The organism is Rhodosalinus sediminis (genome assembly GCF_003385555.1).
GTDB lineage: Bacteria > Pseudomonadota > Alphaproteobacteria > Rhodobacterales > Rhodobacteraceae > Rhodosalinus > Rhodosalinus sediminis.
In genome coordinates this window covers 41,686-59,805 of record NZ_QOHR01000008.1, presented here as the reverse complement: position 1 = coordinate 59,805, position 18,120 = coordinate 41,686, and the positions used below count along the sequence as shown (strand labels likewise).

The 18,120-nt window shown below is 77.1% G+C and carries 15 protein-coding genes, 1 tRNA gene and 1 riboswitch; of the genes, 7 read left to right on the top strand and 9 right to left on the bottom strand.

Annotated features, from left to right (window positions below):
• Position 1: 1 nt before the first annotated feature.
• Genes thiD through thiM form a run of 3 tightly spaced genes read right to left on the bottom strand, consistent with a single transcriptional unit; the run spans position 2 to position 2,201 of the window.
• Positions 2-808 carry a bifunctional hydroxymethylpyrimidine kinase/phosphomethylpyrimidine kinase gene (thiD, locus tag DRV84_RS08295; RefSeq protein ID WP_115979419.1) on the bottom strand — a complete coding sequence of 269 codons (807 nt, stop codon included), beginning with the start codon at positions 806-808 and terminating at the stop codon, positions 2-4.
• Positions 805-1,413: a thiamine phosphate synthase gene (gene thiE, locus DRV84_RS08290; protein ID WP_115979418.1), complete on the bottom strand. Its 609-nt coding sequence runs from the start codon at positions 1,411-1,413 to the stop codon at positions 805-807. The genes thiD and thiE overlap by 4 nt, the downstream gene beginning before the upstream one ends.
• Positions 1,410-2,201: a hydroxyethylthiazole kinase gene (gene thiM / locus DRV84_RS08285; RefSeq protein ID WP_115979417.1), complete on the bottom strand. Its 792-nt coding sequence runs from the start codon at positions 2,199-2,201 to the stop codon at positions 1,410-1,412. Before thiM ends, thiE begins: the two co-directional genes overlap by 4 nt.
• Positions 2,202-2,247: 46 nt before the next feature.
• Positions 2,248-2,342: riboswitch (TPP riboswitch) on the bottom strand.
• Between the two features lie 134 nt (positions 2,343-2,476).
• On the opposite strand from thiM, the gene DRV84_RS08280 reads away from it, so the two are divergent.
• Positions 2,477-2,561 (top strand) — tRNA-Leu (locus tag DRV84_RS08280).
• 467 nt (positions 2,562-3,028) lie between these two features.
• On the opposite strand, the gene DRV84_RS08275 is transcribed toward DRV84_RS08280, so the two are convergent.
• The 5 genes from DRV84_RS08275 to DRV84_RS08255 form a co-directional block, all read right to left on the bottom strand.
• Positions 3,029-4,474 carry a pyridoxal phosphate-dependent decarboxylase family protein gene (locus DRV84_RS08275; RefSeq protein ID WP_115979416.1) on the bottom strand — a complete coding sequence of 482 codons (1,446 nt, stop codon included), beginning with the start codon at positions 4,472-4,474 and terminating at the stop codon, positions 3,029-3,031.
• A 121-nt stretch (positions 4,475-4,595) separates the two neighbouring features.
• Positions 4,596-5,936 (bottom strand): ABC1 kinase family protein, encoded by a 1,341-nt coding sequence (locus tag DRV84_RS08270; RefSeq protein WP_115979415.1) that lies wholly within the window; start codon positions 5,934-5,936, stop codon positions 4,596-4,598.
• Between the two features lie 83 nt (positions 5,937-6,019).
• Positions 6,020-7,525 carry a glucan biosynthesis protein gene (locus DRV84_RS08265; RefSeq protein ID WP_115979414.1) on the bottom strand — a complete coding sequence of 502 codons (1,506 nt, stop codon included), beginning with the start codon at positions 7,523-7,525 and terminating at the stop codon, positions 6,020-6,022.
• 622 nt (positions 7,526-8,147) lie between these two features.
• On the bottom strand, positions 8,148-9,725 hold the full coding sequence (gene mdoH / locus DRV84_RS08260) for a glucans biosynthesis glucosyltransferase MdoH (protein WP_115979413.1): 1,578 nt from the start codon (positions 9,723-9,725) through the stop codon (positions 8,148-8,150).
• A gap of 25 nt (positions 9,726-9,750) precedes the next feature.
• Complete coding sequence (locus DRV84_RS08255; RefSeq protein ID WP_115979412.1) at positions 9,751-10,287, bottom strand: cytochrome b; 537 nt, start codon at positions 10,285-10,287, stop codon at positions 9,751-9,753.
• A 123-nt stretch (positions 10,288-10,410) separates the two neighbouring features.
• On the opposite strand from DRV84_RS08255, the gene DRV84_RS08250 reads away from it, so the two are divergent.
• From DRV84_RS08250 to DRV84_RS08225, 6 genes are all read left to right on the top strand, one after another.
• Positions 10,411-11,166 (top strand): CDP-alcohol phosphatidyltransferase family protein, encoded by a 756-nt coding sequence (locus tag DRV84_RS08250; protein WP_115979411.1) that lies wholly within the window; start codon positions 10,411-10,413, stop codon positions 11,164-11,166.
• Complete coding sequence (locus DRV84_RS08245) at positions 11,163-12,797, top strand: alkaline phosphatase family protein (RefSeq protein ID WP_115979443.1); 1,635 nt, start codon at positions 11,163-11,165, stop codon at positions 12,795-12,797. Before DRV84_RS08250 ends, DRV84_RS08245 begins: the two co-directional genes overlap by 4 nt.
• Positions 12,798-12,859: 62 nt before the next feature.
• Positions 12,860-13,855, top strand: coding sequence for an ABC transporter substrate-binding protein (locus DRV84_RS08240; protein WP_115979410.1), 996 nt, complete (start codon positions 12,860-12,862; stop codon positions 13,853-13,855).
• Positions 13,845-14,654, top strand: a complete 810-nt coding sequence (locus tag DRV84_RS08235) for an ABC transporter ATP-binding protein (RefSeq protein ID WP_115979409.1) — start codon at positions 13,845-13,847, stop codon at positions 14,652-14,654. The genes DRV84_RS08240 and DRV84_RS08235 overlap by 11 nt, the downstream gene beginning before the upstream one ends.
• On the top strand, positions 14,651-16,234 hold the full coding sequence (locus tag DRV84_RS08230; RefSeq protein ID WP_115979408.1) for an ABC transporter permease: 1,584 nt from the start codon (positions 14,651-14,653) through the stop codon (positions 16,232-16,234). Before DRV84_RS08235 ends, DRV84_RS08230 begins: the two co-directional genes overlap by 4 nt.
• The gene (locus tag DRV84_RS08225; protein WP_115979407.1) at positions 16,231-17,283 is read left to right on the top strand and encodes a glycosyltransferase; all 1,053 of its coding nucleotides are present in this window, start codon (positions 16,231-16,233) and stop codon (positions 17,281-17,283) included. Before DRV84_RS08230 ends, DRV84_RS08225 begins: the two co-directional genes overlap by 4 nt.
• Positions 17,284-17,341: 58 nt before the next feature.
• Here DRV84_RS08225 and DRV84_RS08220 read toward each other — a convergent pair whose 3' ends face one another.
• Positions 17,342-18,112, bottom strand: a complete 771-nt coding sequence (locus DRV84_RS08220) for an IclR family transcriptional regulator (RefSeq protein WP_115979406.1) — start codon at positions 18,110-18,112, stop codon at positions 17,342-17,344.
• Between the last annotated feature and the right edge of the window lie 8 nt (positions 18,113-18,120).

The window sequence follows — 18,120 nt, the reverse complement described above, 5'->3', positions numbered from 1 at the left end:
GTCAGGCGCTCCGCTCTTGAAAGGCGTAGAAATGGTGCACCGGGCCGTGGCCGGTGCCGACGGAAAGGTCGTCGGCGCGGGCGATGGCCGCGCCGATGTAGGCCTTGGCGCGGGCGACCGCCTCGGCGAGCGGGCGGCCGTGGCCGACCTCGGTGGCGAGCGCGGAGGACAGCGTGCAGCCGGTGCCGTGGGTGTTCGCCGTCACATGGCGCGCGCCCTCGAGCCATGTCCGGCCCGCCCCGTCGCAGAGGAGGTCCGGGCTCTCCCCGCCCGCCAGATGCCCGCCCTTCAGGAGGACGGCGGCGGGCCCGCGGGCGCGCAGCGCCTCGGCCTGCGCCTCCATCGCCGCGCGGCTCCCGGCGGCGGGCGCGTCCAGCAGGTCCGCCGCCTCGGGCAGGTTGGGGGTGACGACCGTCGCCATGGGCAGGAGCTGGTCGCGCAGGGCCGCCACCGCCTCGGGCGCGAGCAGGCGGTCGCCGCCCTTGGCCACCATCACCGGGTCGAGCACCACCGGCGCCGCGAGCCCCTCGAGCGCGCGGGCCACCGCCTCGACGATGGCGGCGGTTCCGAGCATGCCGATCTTCACCGCGTCGATCCGGATGTCCTCGCGGACGGCTGCGATCTGCGCGGCGACCATCCCGGGGTCGGTCAGCGCGGATCCTTTCACCCCGCGGGTGTTCTGCGCGGTGAGGGCGGTGATCGCGGCCATGCCGTAGCCACCGGTCGCCGCGATCGCCTTCAGATCGGCCTGGATGCCCGCCCCGCCCGAGGGGTCGGAGCCGGCGATGGAAAGGATATTGGGAATCATCTCTGCCTCCATGCGGTGACGAGGGCGCGGGTGGCGGCCTCCGGGTCCGGCGCGCGGGTCACGGCCGAGACGACGGCCATGCCCGCCGCGCCCGCGCGGCGGAGCGCCGGGGCGTCCCCGGCGGTGAGCCCGCCGATGGCGATCGCGGGCACGGGCGCGGCCGCGACGATCCGGGCGAGGCCATCGGTGCCGATGGGCGCGGCCGCGTCGGGCTTCGTCGCCGTGGCGCGGACGGGGCCGGCGCCGATGTAGCTCACGCCCTCCGGGATCGCCGCGCACTGCGCCACCGTCTCGACCGAGAGCCCCAGAAGCGCCCCGGGCGCGATCCGCTCGCGCGCGGCGCGCGGGTCGCCGTCGCCCTGGCCGAGGTGCAGGTCCGCGCCCGTGGCGCGGGCGACCTCCACCCGATCGTTGACGAAAACGCGCAGGCCCCCGGGCGCGAGCTCGGCGAGGAGCGTCTCGGCGAGGCGCGCGATCTCGGCGTCGGAGGCGGTCTTGTCGCGGAGCTGCACCGCCCAGGCCCCGCCGCGCGCGGCCGCGCGCGCCTGATCGAGCACCGGGATCGGAGCGCCCGGGTCCGTCACGACGTAGACCGCGCCGATCATGCCGCCGCCTCGATCCGCGCGCGCTCGTCGAGCGCCCCGGGCGTCAGCGCGTGCAGCGCGTCGAGGAAGGCGGGCTGGAAGCTCCCCGGCCCCTCCGCACGCTGGCCCGCCGTCTCGCCCGCGAGGCCGTAGGCGGCGAGCGCGGCGAGGGTCGCCTCGAAGGCGGGCTGATCGACGCAGAAGGCCGCGATCACCCCGTTGAGCGAACAGCCCATGACGGTGATCCGCGCCATCATGGGATGCCCGTTCGCCACCCGCGCCGCGCGCGTCCCGTCGGTGACGAAATCCACCGGCCCGGAGACCGCGACGACGCCCCCGGTGCGCGCCGCGAGGGCGCGCGCGGCCGCCTCGGCCGCCGCGACGCTGTCGCCGGCGTCCACGCCGCGCGCCGCCCCGCCGAGCCCGGCGAGGGTCAGGATCTCGGAGGCGTTGCCGCGCACGACCGTGGGCTTCAGCTCGAGCAGGCGGGCGGAGAGATCGCGCCGGAACCGCGTCGCCGCGACGCCCACCGGATCGAAGACCCAGGGCCGCCCCGCGTCGTGCATGACGGCGGCCGTTTCTTCCATCGCCGCGGCCCAGTCGGCGTCGGCGGTGCCGATGTTGACCGTGAGCGCCTGCGCGAGCCCGGCGAATTCCGCCGCCTCCTCGCGGGCGTGCACCATGGCGGGCGAGGCGCCGATGCCGAGCAGCACGTTCGCCATGACGTTCATGGCGACGAAGTTGGTGATGTTGTGCACGAGCGGCGCGGTCGCGCGCATCGCGGCGAGACGGGAGCCGGGGGTCTGCATGGTGCCTCCTTTCGGGCGGAGGCACGGCGCACGTCACCCGCACGAGGGCACCGTCCGCGCAACTTCCTCCGCCGGCATGATCCGGGTCAGGTTCGAGGGTGCTTCTCAGCCCGCGCGCGGCGGACGCCCCTGTTGCGTAGCGGAGACCATGGCACCCGCGCGCCGGGAACGCAATGGCCCGGTCAGCGCCCGACGGCCCGCGCCAGACGCCTCGAGCGCGCGCCCGGATCGCGCCCTCTGGACGGACCGGCCCGACAGGGGTAGCGTCGCCCCGGGCCCAAGTGGCGGAACGGTAGACGCAGGGGATTCAAAATCCCCCGGCCTTTGGCCGTGTGAGTTCGAATCTCACCTTGGGCACCAAGAGCTTGCAGCCGCCTGCGCCCGTCTGCCCGCATGTGCCGGTCACGCTTGGCGAAACGGGTGCTCAGGCGCAAAGCTTGTTTGCCATGGCCGCGTAGACATGCGCTGTGCGCTACGCATGAGCTGCGCACGTCGGGCATCGCGCCGACGCTCGGCGCATGGGGATGCCGCGGCGCCGCGCCTCTGGATGGGCGCGCTGCGCGCGCGGTAGGGCAGGGCGCGTGGCGCGCAGCGGCGCATTGTCGCGCGGCGCCGACGTCGGGGCGTCGCGTCCGGGCGCGGGGCGCGCGGTCGCGGCGGGGCGTCTCGGGCGCGCGTGGCGCATGCGGGGTCAGCGCGGGAGGCCGGCCATGCGCGCTCGCGCCAGGAACAGGCCCCACCGACCGGTCGCCGTGGCATGCGTCGCGCCTCGGCGCCCGCGGGCCGCGGACGCGATCCCCGGGCGGTGCGGCGCGCGGTCCTCCGGGTCAGCCGGCCGGCGGGGCCGCAAGCGCCGCGGCGAGGCGGTCGAGCGTGCCGCGCAGGTCGTCCTCGGTCGTCAGCGGGTTGATCGTGCAGAGCCGCAGCACGCTCCGCCCGCCGAGCGACGTGGTGGTCACGCAGGCGTAGCCGCTTTCGGCGAGCGCGCGGGCGGCGGCCTCGTGCGCCGCCGCGTCCGCGCCGCGGCCCGCGAAGCAGACGATGCCGAGCTGCGCCGGCGTCACCACCTCCCAGGTCTCCGGCGCGGCGCGCAGCATCGCCTCGGCCGTCTCGGCGCATGCGATCCCGTCGCGCACGGCCTGCCGGAACCGCGCCGCGCCGTAGGTGCGCAGCGACATCCAGAGCTTGAGCGCGCGCGAGCGCCGCGACAGCTCGAGGCTGCGGTCGCCGAAATTGACCTCTCCCGCTCCCTCGCGCACGTCGCGCAGGTATTCCGGGTGGATCGCGAACGACCGCTCCAGCGCGCCCGGCCGCGTGACGAGGCAGACGCCCAGATCGTAGGGCTGAAAGAGCCACTTGTGCGGGTCGAGCGCGAGGCTGTCCGCGCGGTCGAGGCCGGCGAGCGCCGCGCGCCCCTCTTCGGTGATCGCGGCCGGCGCGCCGTAGGCGCCGTCGACGTGGAGCCAGAGCCCCTCGGACGCGCAGATATCCGCGATCTCGGGCAGGGGATCGACGGCGCCGGTGTTGGTCGCGCCGGCCGTGGCGACCACCATCATCGGCCGCCGCCCGGCGGCGCGGTCGCGGGAAATGGCGGCGCGCAGCGTCTCGGCCGACATGCGCCAGCGCGCGTCGGCGGGCAGCCGCGCGATCTCGTCCCCGGCGAAGCCGAGCGCGCGGAGGTTGCGCGGCAGCGAGGCATGCGTCTGGTCGGTGAGATAGGCCACGCCCGGCCCCATCTCCGCGCGCGCCACGGCGAAGCCGGTGAGATTGCCCATCGACCCGCCCGAGAGCAGCACGCCCTCGGTCCCGGCGGGCAGGCCCAGCATCTCGGAGAGCCAGCCGAGCGCGACGAGCTCCACCGTCGCCGGGCCCGAGGCGCCGCCCCAGCTCGCGCAGATGGTGTTGAAGCCGGTGCCCATCCACTCGCCGAGGATCGCCGCGAAGGCGGCGGGGCCGGGCACGCGGGCGAAGTAGCGCGGGTGGTCGCCGTGCTGCTGGTGCGCGAGCGCGACCTCGGCCATGAGCTCCAGCGCGGCGTCCGGGTCGCCCGGCGCCTCCGGCAGGGGGCCGCCGAGGCGGTCGCGCAGATCCGCCGCGTCGCCCGTCCGGATCGCCGGCTCCTGCCCGCGCGCCATGGCGCGGTCGACCACCATGTCCACGACCTTGTGACCGAGGCGGCGCATCTCCTCGGCGTCGAGGCCGAGCGTGTCCGGCGGCACCTCCGGCAGCTGCGCCGGATCGGGGAAGGGGCGGGGGTCGTCCTGGTCGCTCATCCGGTCCTCCTGAGCCTCTGACGGTGATCGGACGGATCGCCGGCGAGGGCAAGCGGGAAGGGGGCGCGCGCCCCCTTCCCGCCGCGCGGCCGGCGCGCGCGCGGCGCCGGGCGTGCGCCGCTCAGGCCGCGCCCGGCCGCGCCGCCAGCGCGTCGTCCATCAGGCGGTCGAGGTCCACCCGCGCCGCGAGCCGCGTCGCCATCAGGTACATCCCCCCCATCTTGCGCTGCACGAAGAGCGCGTCGACGGGCGGCACATGCGTCGCCTCCTGCCGGCGCGAGAGCGCCTCGCCCGCCTCCGTCACGCGCCGCGCCATGTCCGAGGCGCCGAAGTCGAAGACCCCGCCGCGGCGCAGGGGCTCGAGCGAGAGCTCCATCAGGTCCACGAGCTCGCCCCGCTGCGCCGCGGTCATGTCCGGCGGCAGGTAGCCGAGATCGAGCGCCGCCGCCTCGAGCGTGGCGCGGTCGCCCGCGCGCCCGGCGGCGAGGATGCGGCGGAACCCGTCCGAGAGCCAGTCGGGGATGTCGCGCACCGCGCCGAAATCCAGAAGCACGATCCGCCCCGTCGCCGCGTCGTGGCGGTAGTTGGCGAGGTTCGGGTCCGTCTGCATCACGCGGAAGGCGAAGAGCTCGGCCAGCGTCAGGCCGAGGAGCCGCGTCACCACCCGGTCGCGCGTCTCTTGCGGCGCGTGCTCCAGCGTCTCGAGCGGCGCGCTCTCGGCGTAGTCCATGACGAGCACGTTGTCCGTCGTCAGATCCGCGTGCACGCCCGGCACGGTGAAGGCGGGATCCTCCCCGAGCATCTCGGCGTAGGCGGTCATGCGCGCGCCCTCGGCGCGGCAGTCGGCCTCCTCGTGGAGCTGCACCCGCGCGGCCTCGAGCAGCGGGTCGAGGTCCACGCCCTTCGGCACCACGCCCGACATGCGGATGATCGTGCCGAGGTTGGCGACGTCGCTGTCGATGCTGCGCCGCACGCCCGGATACTGCACCTTGATGGCGAGCGGCCGGCCGTCCGGCAGCCGCGCGCGGTGCACCTGCCCGATGGAGGCGGCGGCGATCGGGCGCACCTCGAAGCCCGCGAAGCGGCGCTGCCAGCCCGCGCCCCATTCCGCGTCGAGCACCGCGCGAAGCTGCTTGGGCGGCATGTGGTGCGCCTCCGAGCGGAGCCGCGCGAGGGGGTCGGCGATCTCGCGCGGCAGGATCTCGCCCGCGTCCATCGAGACGAGCTGGCCCACCTTCATCGCCGCGCCGCGCATCCGCGCGAGCTCGTCGGCGAGCCGCGTCGCGTTCGCGGGCGTCAGCAGGAGCGCGCGCATGTCCGGCCGCTCGCCGCGGGCGAGCGCGCGCAGCCCGCCCGAGGCGATGCCGCCGGCCATGGTGCCCATGACGCCGCCGAAGCCGGTCAGGCGGGACAGGCGGCTCGCGGGGACGGGCAGGGCGCGGGAGCGGGGCGGTCGGGACATCGGTGGGCGCTTTCTGTCATGCGGTCGGGGATAGACATAAGGCCTCGGCCCGCGCGGCACAGCGCGGCGGGCCGACGCGGCCCTCAGACGCCGCCGTCGCGCGCCCGCGTCCAGCGCCAGAGCCAGACGTCGCTCGCCGCGCGGCCCTCAGCGTCGCGCAGGAGAAGGCGCAGCTCCGCCACATCCGCCGCGCCGGGGATCAGCTGAAACCCCACGCGCAGCCCCCGCCCGCCGGGCAGCGGATAGGCGGCGAGCCCCTCGGCCGCGACCCCGGCGCCCGTGACCGAGAGATCGGGGAGGAGCGCGGTGTCGGTCGTGGCGAAATCCACGACGACCTGCCGCGCGCCGGGGCGGTCGTGGACGCGCCCGCTCCGGCTGTCGCGCAGGGCGACGCGGCCGTCGCGCGGCGGCGCCCCGGCCGACCACGTGATGTCATAGGCGAAGCGGTGCCCCCGCCCTGGCGCGAGCGGCGCCTCGGGCCGCCAGAAGGCGACGATGTTGTCCATGAACTCGTCCGCCGTGGGGATCTCGACGAGCGTGACCGCGCCCGCGCCCCAGTCGCCCCGCGGCCGGACCAAGGCCGTGGGGCGCCGGTGATAGGCGGCCTCGGCGTCCTCGAACCCCTCGAAGGCGCGCGGGCGCTGGATCAGGCCGAAGCCGCGCGGGTCCCGGTCGAGGAAGGCCGAGGTCTCGACCCGCGCCGGATTGGCGAGCGGACGCCAGAGCGTCTCGCCCGCGCCGTTGTCGATCCGGAGCGCGGCGCTGTCGTGCACGCGCGGGCGGAAGTCATCGGCCACCGCGCCCTGCATCGGCCCCTTGAGAAACATCGAGGTGAGCGGCGCGATCCCCGCCGCGTCGAGCCGCCGGCGCGGGAAGAGCGTGAGCGCGCAGCGCGTCACCGTCTCGGCCCCCGGCATGGGCGTCAGGCTGAGATGCGCGGCGAGCGAGGGGCTGTCGATCAGCGCCTCGATCCGCGGCGGGCGGTCGGCCGTCGCGGGCGTCAGGCGCAGGCGCCGGATCGCCGGGAACTCCTCCGGCGCCGGCCCCCCGGTGCCGAGCGCCACCGCCCGCGCCGAGAGCCCATAGACCGTGCCCGCCGCCACCGCGCGGAAGTAGCTCGCCCCCTGCAGGACGAGCACCTCGTCCATCACGTCCGGCGCGTTCAGCGGATGGCGCAGGCGCAGGCCGGAAAAGCCCGCCCCCGGCGCCTCGGCCGGGATCGGGCCGGGGAAGTAGCGCGGCGCGAAATCGAAGAGCGCGGGCGAGAAGGGCAGGGGGCGCAGGCCGTTCGGCCCGGCCACCTCCACCGTCACCGGCGTGTCGTGGTAGAAACCCGGCGGCAGCAGGTCGAAGGCATAGCCCGGCCCGAGCGGCAGATGCGCCGCCGCGCCGGGCTTGGGCCGGACCGCGCGGTAGGCGTCGTAGTCGAGCCCGGCGAAGGGCGGCGGCAGCGGCGGCGGTTCGTCCGCGAAGGGCCGCTCCGCCCGCCGCCGCGCGGCGGCGAGGAGCGAGCCCTCCGCCGCGCCGCCCCCGCGCGGCACGACGAACGCCGCCGCACTCGCGGCGAGAAAGCCACGCCGGCCGATCATGGCATCGCCCCGTCGCGCGAGACCGCGGGGTTCGGGCCGCGACACACGGAGCCGTGGGCGTGACCGCGGCGCACCGGGGCGTCCTGTCGTGCGCTCGGCATCGCTGAGCCCCGCGCGGTCCATGTGGCGCGCGCCATGCGTGACGCGAGCCCGCTTGCGGAGCCTGCAGAGGACCCCCGCCCGGCCGGGCGCCGGGCGGGCACTGCCCCGCGCGCGAAGCACGCCGCGCGCGACATCCGTGACGCGAGACTCTTCGCGCCGCCAGCCGCGATCGCAAGGCCGCCCGCCCAGGCCGGGAGACGGGCGGTCGCCTGCGGCCCTCCGACGCTCGGGCGCCCGATGCTACGGGGCACCTGACGGCGGCGCGGGCGCGTCGTCCAACGGCGCGGGGCGCTGGCTGCCCCTTGGCCCGTCACGCGCTGACCGAGTCGCCTTGCGGACGCTGCGGTGGCCTTCGTCGCAGTCGCGCGCCAGCCGGGCGTGCCCGTTACCGGGACGCGCGACCGCCTGGTTCTCCGGTGCACCGCAAGCTGTCGCCCGTTCGCCGCCCCATGGCGCCCCGCGACCGCGACGCGTGTGCCGGTCGCGGCGCCAGCGTGCTGCCGGTGCGTCCGCCGCCCCCTCACGCCGCCTCCAGCCAGCGCAGGAGCGCCGGCGCCGCCAGCAGCGGCAGGACGAGCGGCGCGAGCCACCAGGCCGCCACGCCGCCCGCACCGAGCGCGAGCGCGGCGAGCGCCGCGCCGCTCGCGGCCTCCGGCGCGCCCGCGGGCAACGCCGGGCCCGCCCGCGCCGGGCCCTTCCAGCCGCAGTCGCGGCGCGAGAGCACGGCGAGCACCGCGCCCGTCTGGCGCACGAGGAGGAGCGGCGCGATCAGGGTGGAGAGCGCGGCCTCCGCCGCCGCGGCCCTCAGCGCCACCCGCCGGGCGCGCCCGCGCCGCGCGCGGACGAGCCACGGCGCGAGCGCCGCCGCCTTGGGCACCGCGAGCAGGGCGAGCACGCCGCCCACCGCCCAGAGCCCCGGCGCGGGCGCCGCGCCGCTCGCGAAGAGTGCGACGAGCGCCAGCCAGACCGGCGCGGCGAGGTAGCTCATCACGCCGGAAGCGAGGTGCACCCGGCTCGCCGCGTCGAGGCCGGGCAGGGCGAGAAGCCGCGCGTGCTGCAGGTTCCCTTGGCACCAGCGCCGGTCGCGCCGATGGAAGGCGGCCAGCGTCTGCGGCGCGTCCTCATGACTGCCGCGGCTCTCGGGGGCGATCTCCACCGCCCAGCCGGCGCGGCGGATGAGCGCCGCCTCGACGAAATCGTGGCTCAGCAGCGCGCCCCCGAGCGGCGCGCGCCCCGGCAGGCGCGGCAGGCGGCGCGCGGCGCGGTAGGCCGCCATGCGGATCACCGCGTTGTGGCCCCAGTAGTTGCCCGCCGGCCCCGACCATGCGGCGAGACCCGCCGTCGCCACCGGCCCGCCGAGCCGGCCCGAGAGCCGTAGCGCGCGGCCGAGACGGCTGCGCCCCGGCAGGAGGCGCATGCCCGCCTGCACGAGCCCCACCTCCGGCGCGTGGTCGAGGCGCGCGACGAGCGCGCCGAGGCGCGCGGCGCTCATGCGGCTGTCGGCGTCGAGCACGGCCATCTGTTCGTAATCGGCGCCATGGGCGCGCGCCCAGTCGGCGATGTTGCCGGGCTTGCGCCCGCGCCGTTCGGCGCGGCGGCGATAGTGCACCCGCCCCGCCGCGAGGAGGGGCGCGAGCGCGCGTCGTTCGGCGGCCTCCCGCTCCGCCGCGCTGTCGGAGAGGACGAAGATATCCGCCCGCGGCCCGAGTGCCGTGCGGTCGAGATCGGCGCGGAGCCGCGCGGCCGCCCGCGCGAGCGGCGCCGGGTCCTCGTCGCAGAGCAGCCAGAGGATCGCGACGCGCCCGCCGCGCGGCGCCGGGGCCTCCGGCCGGCGCGCCGGGGCCGCCGCCGCCGCGCCGAGAAGCGCGGTCGCGCCGCCGAAGGCGACCCAGAGCGTGTTGACCGCGAAGAGCCCCGTGGCGAGCCAGCCCGCCGGCCCCGCGCCCACGTCGCGGGCGAGCCCGGCGATAAGCGGCGCGGCCAGCGCGAGGGTCAGCGCCGCGACCCCGGCCCGGCGCATCCGGTGGCGCGCCCCGGCCGGCACGCGCAGACGCGCGCCGACGGGGCGGGCGAGGCTCGGGGCCGTCGGCGTGGTCATCGGCGCTCCTTCCCCGGCGGCGGGATCACCGCGCGACCGGCGGCCAGATGCGCGCCATCACGCCGTCGCGGCGCACCAGACCGTGCCACGCGGCGGCGGCGACGTGCAGCGCGATCACCGCGACGAGCGCGATGCGCCCCCACCAGTGCGCCGCCTTCGCCCATGCCTCCAGCGCCTCCGACCGGGGCACGAACGTCGGCAGGCCGAGCGCGTCGAGCGCCTCGATCGGGAAGCCGCCGGCGCGGACGCGCAGGTAGCCGGTCACGGCCATGAAGATCAGGAGCCCGTAGAGCGCGGCATGGGTGAGGCCCGCGACGCGGCGCTGCCACTCGGGCACCGAGAGCGGCAGGGGCGGGGGCGGCACGACCTGCCGGTAGGCGAGCCGCGCGAGCACGACGAGCAGGATCACCACGCCCACGTTCTTGTGGAAGATGAAGAGCGCGTTCTGCACCGACCGGGAGAGGCCGTCCTGAATCATGATCTGCCCGGCCGGGATGGTCGCCAGCACCAGAAGCGCCACGATCCAGTGGAACAGTCGGGCCGGCGTGCGGTATCCGGTCATCGCGCCCTCTAGTGATACAGAATAGGGTAGCACGGCGGGCGCCGCGATCAATCGAGCCGCGGGCGCGCGGCTTGATCCCGGCGGCGCGGCGCTATCCTCTGGACCTGTTTCGACGGAGGCGAGATGACGCAGCCCGGCACCGACGCACTCGTGGCGGCCCGCGCGGCGGAGGCGCCGGCGGCGGCGCAGTTCGCGGCGGTCGCGGCGGGGTGGTTCGCTTTGCTGGCGGGTGCGCTCGCGCTCTGGCCCGGCGCGGTGCCGGCGCCGGTCTGGATCGGCGCGCTCGCCGCGCATCTCGGCGTCAGCGCGGCGGCGGGCGCGGGCCTCGCGCGGGGCTATCCGCATCGCGCGCTCGGGCTCTGCAACGCGGTCACGCATCTGCGCGCGACCGGCGCGCTCTTTCTCGCCGCGGCGCTTCTCACGGGGCCGACGCCGGCGCAGGCCTGGGGGCTCACGGCGCTCGCCGCGGCCACGCTCGCGCTCGACGGGGTGGACGGCTGGCTCGCCCGGCGGCGCGGGCTCGTCTCGGGCTTCGGCGCGCGCTTCGACGTGGAGACGGATGCGCTCGTCGCGCTGGTGCTCGCGGGGGCGGCCGTCGCCGCGGGCAAGATCGGCCCGGCGGAGGCGGCGATCCTCGGCGCGGCGCGCTATCTCTTCCTCGCCGCCGGGGCGGTCGCGCCGTGGCTCGCCGCGCCGCTGCCGGAGCGGACCCGGCGCAAGGCGATCTGCGTCGTCCAGATCGCCGTTCTGACGGCGCTCCTCGCGCCGCCGGTGGAGGGGCGGGCGGCGACGCTCGCGGGTCTCGGCGCGGCGGCGCTCGTCGCCGGCTCCTTCGCGATCGACATCCGGGCGCTGTGGCGCGCGCGGCGGCGGCGGTGAGGGCGCGCCTCGCGCAGGCTCTGGGCCTCGCGGTGGCCGCGGGGCTGTTGCATCTCGTGCTCGTGCAGCCGAACCATCCGGCGGCGCTCACCTGGGCCGCGCTGGGGCTCTTGCCGCTGGAGCTGCCCGCGCTCCTCGCCGCGCTCGTCGCGCTGCCCGCGGCGGCGCGGGCCACGCGGGCGTTCCGCGGCGCGGTCGCCCTCGCGCTCACGCTGCTCGCCGCGCTGAAGCTCGCCGATCTGGCGAGCCACGCGGCCTTCGCGCGCGGGGTCAATCCGCTGGTGGACTGGCCGCTCGCCGTGGCGGGCTGGCGCCTCGCCGCCGGGGCAGTGGGCCCGGCGCTCGCCGCGGCGGGGGTTCTCGGCCTCGCCGCCGCGCTGATGGGGCTCGCGGCGGCGCTCTGGTGGGCGACGGGGCGCTGGGCGGCGGTGCGCCTGCCGGGACGCTGGCCGCTCGCCGCGGGCGGGGCTGCCATGCTCGCCGCCGCCGTCGCGGTGGCCGAGGCGGGGCAGTCGCTGGGGCGCTTGCGGCTGCCGGCGGAGCCGCCGGGCGCGGCCTTCACTGCCCGCGTCGCCGCCGAGACCGTGATCCGAACCGCCGCCGCGCGCGCCGATCTCGAAGCCTTCGCCGCCGCGGCGGCGGAGGATCCCTACGCCGGGCGCGAAGGACTGCTGGACCGGATCGGGCGCGACGTCTTCGTCGTCTTCGTGGAAAGCTACGGCCGCTCGAGCCTCGAGCATCCGCTCTACGCGCCGACGCACCGCGCGACGCTCGCCGAGGTGGAGGCGGACCTGCGCGCGCGCGGGCTCGCCATGCGCTCCGGCTGGCTCCGGGCGCCGACGGCGGGCGGCCGCAGCTGGCTCTCGCACATGACGCTCGCCTCGGGGCTGTCGGTCACGGATCAGACGCGGCACTCGGCCGCGGCGACGAGCGGGCGGCGCACGCTCTGGCACATCGCGGGCGAGGCGGGGTTCCGCACGGCCGCGGTGATGCCGGCGATCACCCTCGCCTGGCCCGAGGGGCCGCGCATGGGCTTCGAGACCGTCCACGACGCCGCCGCGCTCGGCTACGACGGGCCGCCCTTCAACTGGGTGACGATGCCCGACCAGTTCACGCTCGCGCGGGCGGAGGCGCTTTTCGATGACGGCGGGCCGTGGTTCGCGCAGATCGCGCTCATCTCCTCGCACGCGCCGTGGGTGCCGGTTCCGGAGCTCGTGCCGTGGCCGCGCGCGGACGAGGGCGCGGCCTACGCCCGCTGGGCGAACGCGGGCGATCCGCCGGAGGTCGTCTGGCGCGACCCGGACCGCATCCGCGCGCAATACCGCAAGGCGGTGGACTACAGCCTGCGCGCGGCGATGGGCTGGGCGGCGCGGCGGGCGGGGCCGGAGGCGCCGCTCATGCTGATCCTCGGCGACCACCCGCCGGCGGGCTTCGTCGCGCGCACCGACAGCCGCGCGGTGCCCGCGCATCTGATCGGGCCGCCCGCGCTCGTGGCGCGGGCGGCGCGCTGGGGCTGGACGCCGGGGCTCCTGCCCGGCGCGGAGGCGCCGGTGGCGGGGATGGAGAGCTTCCGCGACCGCTTTCTCGCCGCCTATTCGAGCGGCGCGCCCGCGCGCGGGGCCGGGCGGTGAGACTGCGGCTTGATCGCCGTGCGGGAGGCTCTAGGCTTGATCGCGGCGCGAGGAGGTGACGCATGCGCAACGGACGAACACACTTGACGCGGCGCGGCGCGCTCGCCCTCACGGGCGGCGCGGCGGCGGCGGGGATGCTGGGCGCCGGGGCGCGCGCGGCGACGCCGGCGACGCTGCAGCTGTCGTGGCTGCACTCGGTGCAGTTCGCGGGCTCCTACATCGCGCAGGCGCGCGGCTACTGGGCCGAGGACGGGCTCGACGTCACCCTCGCGCCCGGCGGGCCGAACGCGCCGGTGGAGCCGCCGGTCGTCTCGGGCCGCGCGCTCGTGGGCGTCTCGGCGGCGGATTATACGGCCGCCGCGGTGGCGCAGGGCGCGCCCTTCCGCATCATCGGCGTGGCGATGCAGAAAAACCCCTTCGCCGTCGCCTCCCTGCCGGAAAACCCGGTCGAGAGGCCGCAGGACCTGCCGGGCAAGCGCATCGGCATGGCGCTCGCCAACATGCCGGTGCTCGAGGCGCTCTGCACGCTGAACGGCGTGGACATCGACCGCATCGAGATCGTGCCGACGCAGTATTCTGCCGCGCCGCTCCTCGCCGGAGAGGTCGACTGCCTCCTCTGCTGGGCGACGGACCTGCCGGTGGCGATGGCGGTGCAGGGGGTCGAGAGCGTGACGATGCTGATGGCCGATCACGGCTACGCGCTTCAGTCGCAGACCTACATCGCCACGGACGAAAGCCTCCGCACCCGCCGCGCGGAGCTCGTCGGCCTCATGCGCGGGGAGACGCGCGGCTGGGCGGCCTATCGCGCCGATCTCGACGCGGCGGTGGCGACCACGCTCGAGATGCACCCCGACGCCAACCTCGACCCGCGCGCGCAGCGGATGCAGGCCGAGCGGCAGGTGCCGCTCATGTTCTCCGAGCTGACCGAGGCGCGCGGCTTCGGCTGGTTCTCGGCGGCCACGGTGGAGGAGACGATCGAGACGCTCGCGGTGCTCGGCCACGACGTCTCGCCCGATCTCTGGGACCGTTCTATCCTCGAGGAGGTCCATGCCGGCTGAGCCCGGGCCGCCGGGGATATCCTGCGCCGGGCTGGCGAAGCGCTTTCCCGCCGCGGGCGGCGGGCTCGAGGTGGTCGCGCCCTTCACGCGCGAGTTCGCGGCCGGGGCGACGACGGCGCTCGTCGGCCCCTCGGGCTGCGGCAAGTCCACGCTGCTGCGCATGATCGCCGGGCTCGAGACGCCGAGCGCGGGGAGCGTCGCCATCGGGGACGAGACGCCGGCCGAGGTGCGCGCCCGCGCCGGGCTCGCCGTGAGCTTTCAGGACCCCTCGCTCCTGCCGTGGCGCACGGTGCGCGGGAACGTGGCGCTGGCGCTGACGCTCGCCCGGCGCCGCGCGGCGGCGGGGACGATCGACCGGCTGCTCGCGCTCGTGGGGCTCGAGGGCTTCGCCGGGACGCGGCCCGGCGCGCTGTCGGGGGGCATGCGCCAGCGCGCGGCGATCGCGCGCTGCCTCGTCACCGAGCCGGAGCTTCTGCTGCTCGACGAGCCCTTCGGCGCGGTGGACGAACTCACCCGCCGCCAGCTCGCCCACGACCTGCCCCGCCTCTGGGAGGCGCGGGGCACGACGACGCTCTTCGTGACCCATTCGGTGACCGAGGCGGTGCTGATCGCGGACCGGGTGCTGGTCCTTTCGCCCCGGCCCGCGCGGGTGGTGGCCGACATTCCCGTGACGCTCGACCGGCCGCGGCCCGAGGGGGTGGAGCTCACGGTCGCCTTCGCGGAACTCGCCGAGCGGGTCTCGGCCGCGCTCGCCCGCGGCGCGGCGGAGGGCGGGCAGACGGGGCTCGCCGCGCAATGAGCGCGGCGGAGGCGGCGGCCGCCCCGGCCCGGCGCGCGTTGCCGGGCGCGCCCTTGGCCGGGGTGGCGGGCCTTCTCGTCGTTTGGGAGGCACTCGCGCGGCTGCCGGGGGCGGAGGTGCTGCTCGCCGGGCCGATGGCGGTGGCGCTCTGGCTCGGCGAGAACGGCGCGCTCATGGCGCGCGCGCTCGCCGTGACGGGGGCGGAGGCCGCGGCGGGCTTCGCGCTCGGCAACCTCGCGGCGGTGGCGCTGGCGCTCTGCGCGGTGGCCTGGCCGCGGGCGGAGCGGCTGATCGCGGCGCTCGCGCTTCTGGTGTTCTGCCTGCCGCTCGTGGCGACGGGGCCGATCCTGCGGGTGCTCTACGGCCCGGGGCCGGGGCCGCAGGTCACGCTCGCCGCGCTCGCGGTCTATTACACGACCTTCGTGCCGCTCCTCGTCGGGCTGCGCGCCGCGCCGGCGGCGTGGTTCGACGTGGTGGCGAGCTACGGGCGCGGGCGCTGGGCCGAGATCCTGCACGTCCGGCTCTTCGCGGCGGCGCCCTATCTCGTCGCCGGGCTGCAGATCGCGGCGCCGGCGGCCTTTCTCGGCGCGATGGTGGGGGAGTTCACGGGCGCCGAGCGGGGCATGGGCGTGCTCACCATCCGGGCGCTGCGCGCCCTCGACGTGGAGGCGACCTGGGCGCTCGCCACGGTCGCCGCGCTGGTTTCGATCGCGGTCTACGCGGCGATCGGGGCCGCGGGCCGCCGCCTCCTCAGGGAGCCGCCGCCGGTGCTGCTCGCGCCGCCGGGGGCGGGCGGCGGCGCGCGGCCGGGCGCGGCGCTGGGGCAGGCGGCGCTCGCCGGGGGCGTGGCGCTCGCGCTCTGGTGGGGCGCGATGGAGGCCTTCGGTCTGAACGCCTTCTTCGCCAAGCGGCCGGGCGACGTCTGGGCCTTCCTCGTCACCGATCCGGGCGCGGCGGCGCACCGGGCGGAGCTCTTCGGCGCGCTGGCCGACACGCTGGCGCTCGCCGTGCCGGGCTACCTCGCCGGGCTCGCGGCGGGCGCTGCGCTCGCCGTGGCGCTGACGCTCGCGCCGGGGGCGGCGGCGGTGGCGATGCCGGTGGCGGTGGCGCTGCGCGCCGTGCCGATCGTGACCACCGCGCCGCTCGTCGTCCTGCTGATGGGGCGCGGCGCGGCGGGGACCATCGCGCTCGTCGCGGTGATGATCTTCTTTCCGGTCTTCGTGGCGGCGCTCCACGGCCTCGCGCGGGCGCCGGGGCAGGTGCTCGACGTTTTCGAGAGCTACGCGGCCGGCCCGCTGCGGCGGCTCGTCCACGCGCAGCTTCCCGCGATGCTGCCGGCCTTCTTCGCCGCGGCGCGGATGTCGCTGCCGGCGGCGATCCTCGCGGTGACGGTGGTCGAGTGGCTGGCGACCGGGCGGGGCGTCGGCGCGCTGATGGCGATCTCGGCCTCGCTCTCGGACTACGCGATGCTCTGGAGCGCGGTGGTCGTCGTCGCGCTCGCTACCGTGGCGGGCCACGCGCTGGTGGCGGCGGCGGAGGCGCGGGTGCTCGCCCGCTACGCCGGGGAGCAGCGGCGATGACCCGCGCGCCCGCCGCCTTCGCCATTCCGGGGGACATCGCCACGCTGACGGGCGGGTTCATCTACGAGCGCCGGCTGCTCGAGGGGCTGCGCGCCGAGGGGCGGGAGGTGGCGCATCTGCGCCTCGGCGCGGGCTTTCCCGACCCGACCCCGGCCGAGATGGCCGACGCGGTGGCGCAGATGGCCGCCGTGCCGCGCGACGTGCCGCTGATCGTCGACGGACTCGTCTTCGGCGCGGTGGAGACGGCGGGCCTCGGCCGGGTCGCGGCGCCGGTGGTGGCGATGATCCACCACCCGCTCGCGCTGGAGGCCGGGCTGTCGGAGGCGCGGCGGCGGCTCCTGTTCGAGCGGGAGCGCGACAATCTGGCGCTGGCCGATCACGTGGTGGTCAACAGCCCGCACACGGCGGAGGTGCTGGTGCGCGACTACGCCGTGCCGCCCGCGCGCCTCTCGACGGCGCTGCCGGGCGTGGATCGGCCCGGCGCCGCGCCCGCGCCGGTCGCGCCGCCGCTGATCCTGTCGGTGGGTATCCGCCACCCGCGCAAGGGGCACGACGTGCTGCTGCAGGCGCTCGCGCGGATCGGCGATCTCGACTGGCAGGCGGTGGTGGTGGGCGGCGATCACGACCCGGCGCATGCCGCCGAGCTCGACGCGCTGCTGGGCGCGCTCGGCCTCGGCGGGCGCGCGCGCTTCGCGGGCCGGGTGTCCGGGGCGGAGCTCGCCCGGCTCTACGGGGGCGCCACGCTCTTCGCGCTCGCCTCGCGCTACGAGGGCTACGGCATGGCCTTCGCCGAGGCGCTGGCGCACGGCCTGCCGGTCGTCGCCTGCCGCGCGGGCGCGGTGCCCGAGACGGTGCCCGCCGCCGCCGGCCGGCTCGTCGCGCCGGACGACCCGGCGGCCTTCGCCGGGGCGCTGCGCGCGCTGCTCGGGGACGACGCCGCGCGCGCGCGCCTCGCCGCCGGGGCGGCGGAGGCGGGCCGCGCGCTGCCGCGCTGGTCGGAGACCGTGGCGGTGATGAGCGCCGTCCTCGACCGGCTGGCGGGCGGCTGAGCGGGCGGTACCCACGCGGTGGGGCGGTTCGCGCGTGCCGCGAACGCGGGTCTCCCGCTCAGAGGAGCGTGCGAAGCGCCTCGGCGCAGCGCACGAGCGCGGTCTCGATCCGCTCCGCGGTGCCGGGCTCGGCGTAAAGCGCGCGCTCTGCGGAATGTCCGACGGCGGCCACCTCGCCGCTCTCGCAGCGAAAGCCGACGGCGGTGGCCGTGATTCCCGGTTCGAACTCGCCGTCATTGCGGACCGCCGTGCCCGGCGGCGTCTCCGCGACGACCTGCGCGAGGCGGCTGCGCTCGGTCACGGTGCGCTCGGTCCAGGCCGTGAGCGGCGCCTCCGCGAGCAGCTTCGCGCGCGCCCCCGGCGTTTCCGCACCGAGCATCGCGCGGCCGACCGCCGTGGACAGGAGCGGCAGTCGGCTGCCCAGCGTGAAGCCGAGCCGGGGCAGGATGCCTGGGCCGCCGGCGTGGGCGACGTAGACGGCGTCGTGGCCGTCGCGAAGCGTGAGCATCAGCGGCTGCCGCGCCTGCGCCGCGAAGCCCTCCAGCACCGGCTGGACCGTCAGGCCGAACCGCTGGCCCTGAAGCAGCCCCGCCGCGAGCACGAGGCTGCCGGGGCAGAGAGCATAGGCCCGCCCGCGCTGACGGACGTAGCCCGCCCGCACCAGCGTCAGCACCAGACGCCGCGCCACCGCCCGGTCGAGCCCGCAGCGTCGCGCGATCTCGGGGACGCCGAGCGCGGTCGTGGCGGTGTTGAAGCATTCCAGCACCGCGAGACCCTTGGCGAACGTCAGCGAGGTGTCTGAAGGGGGTATGTCGGTGGAATTCGGCATCGATCCCG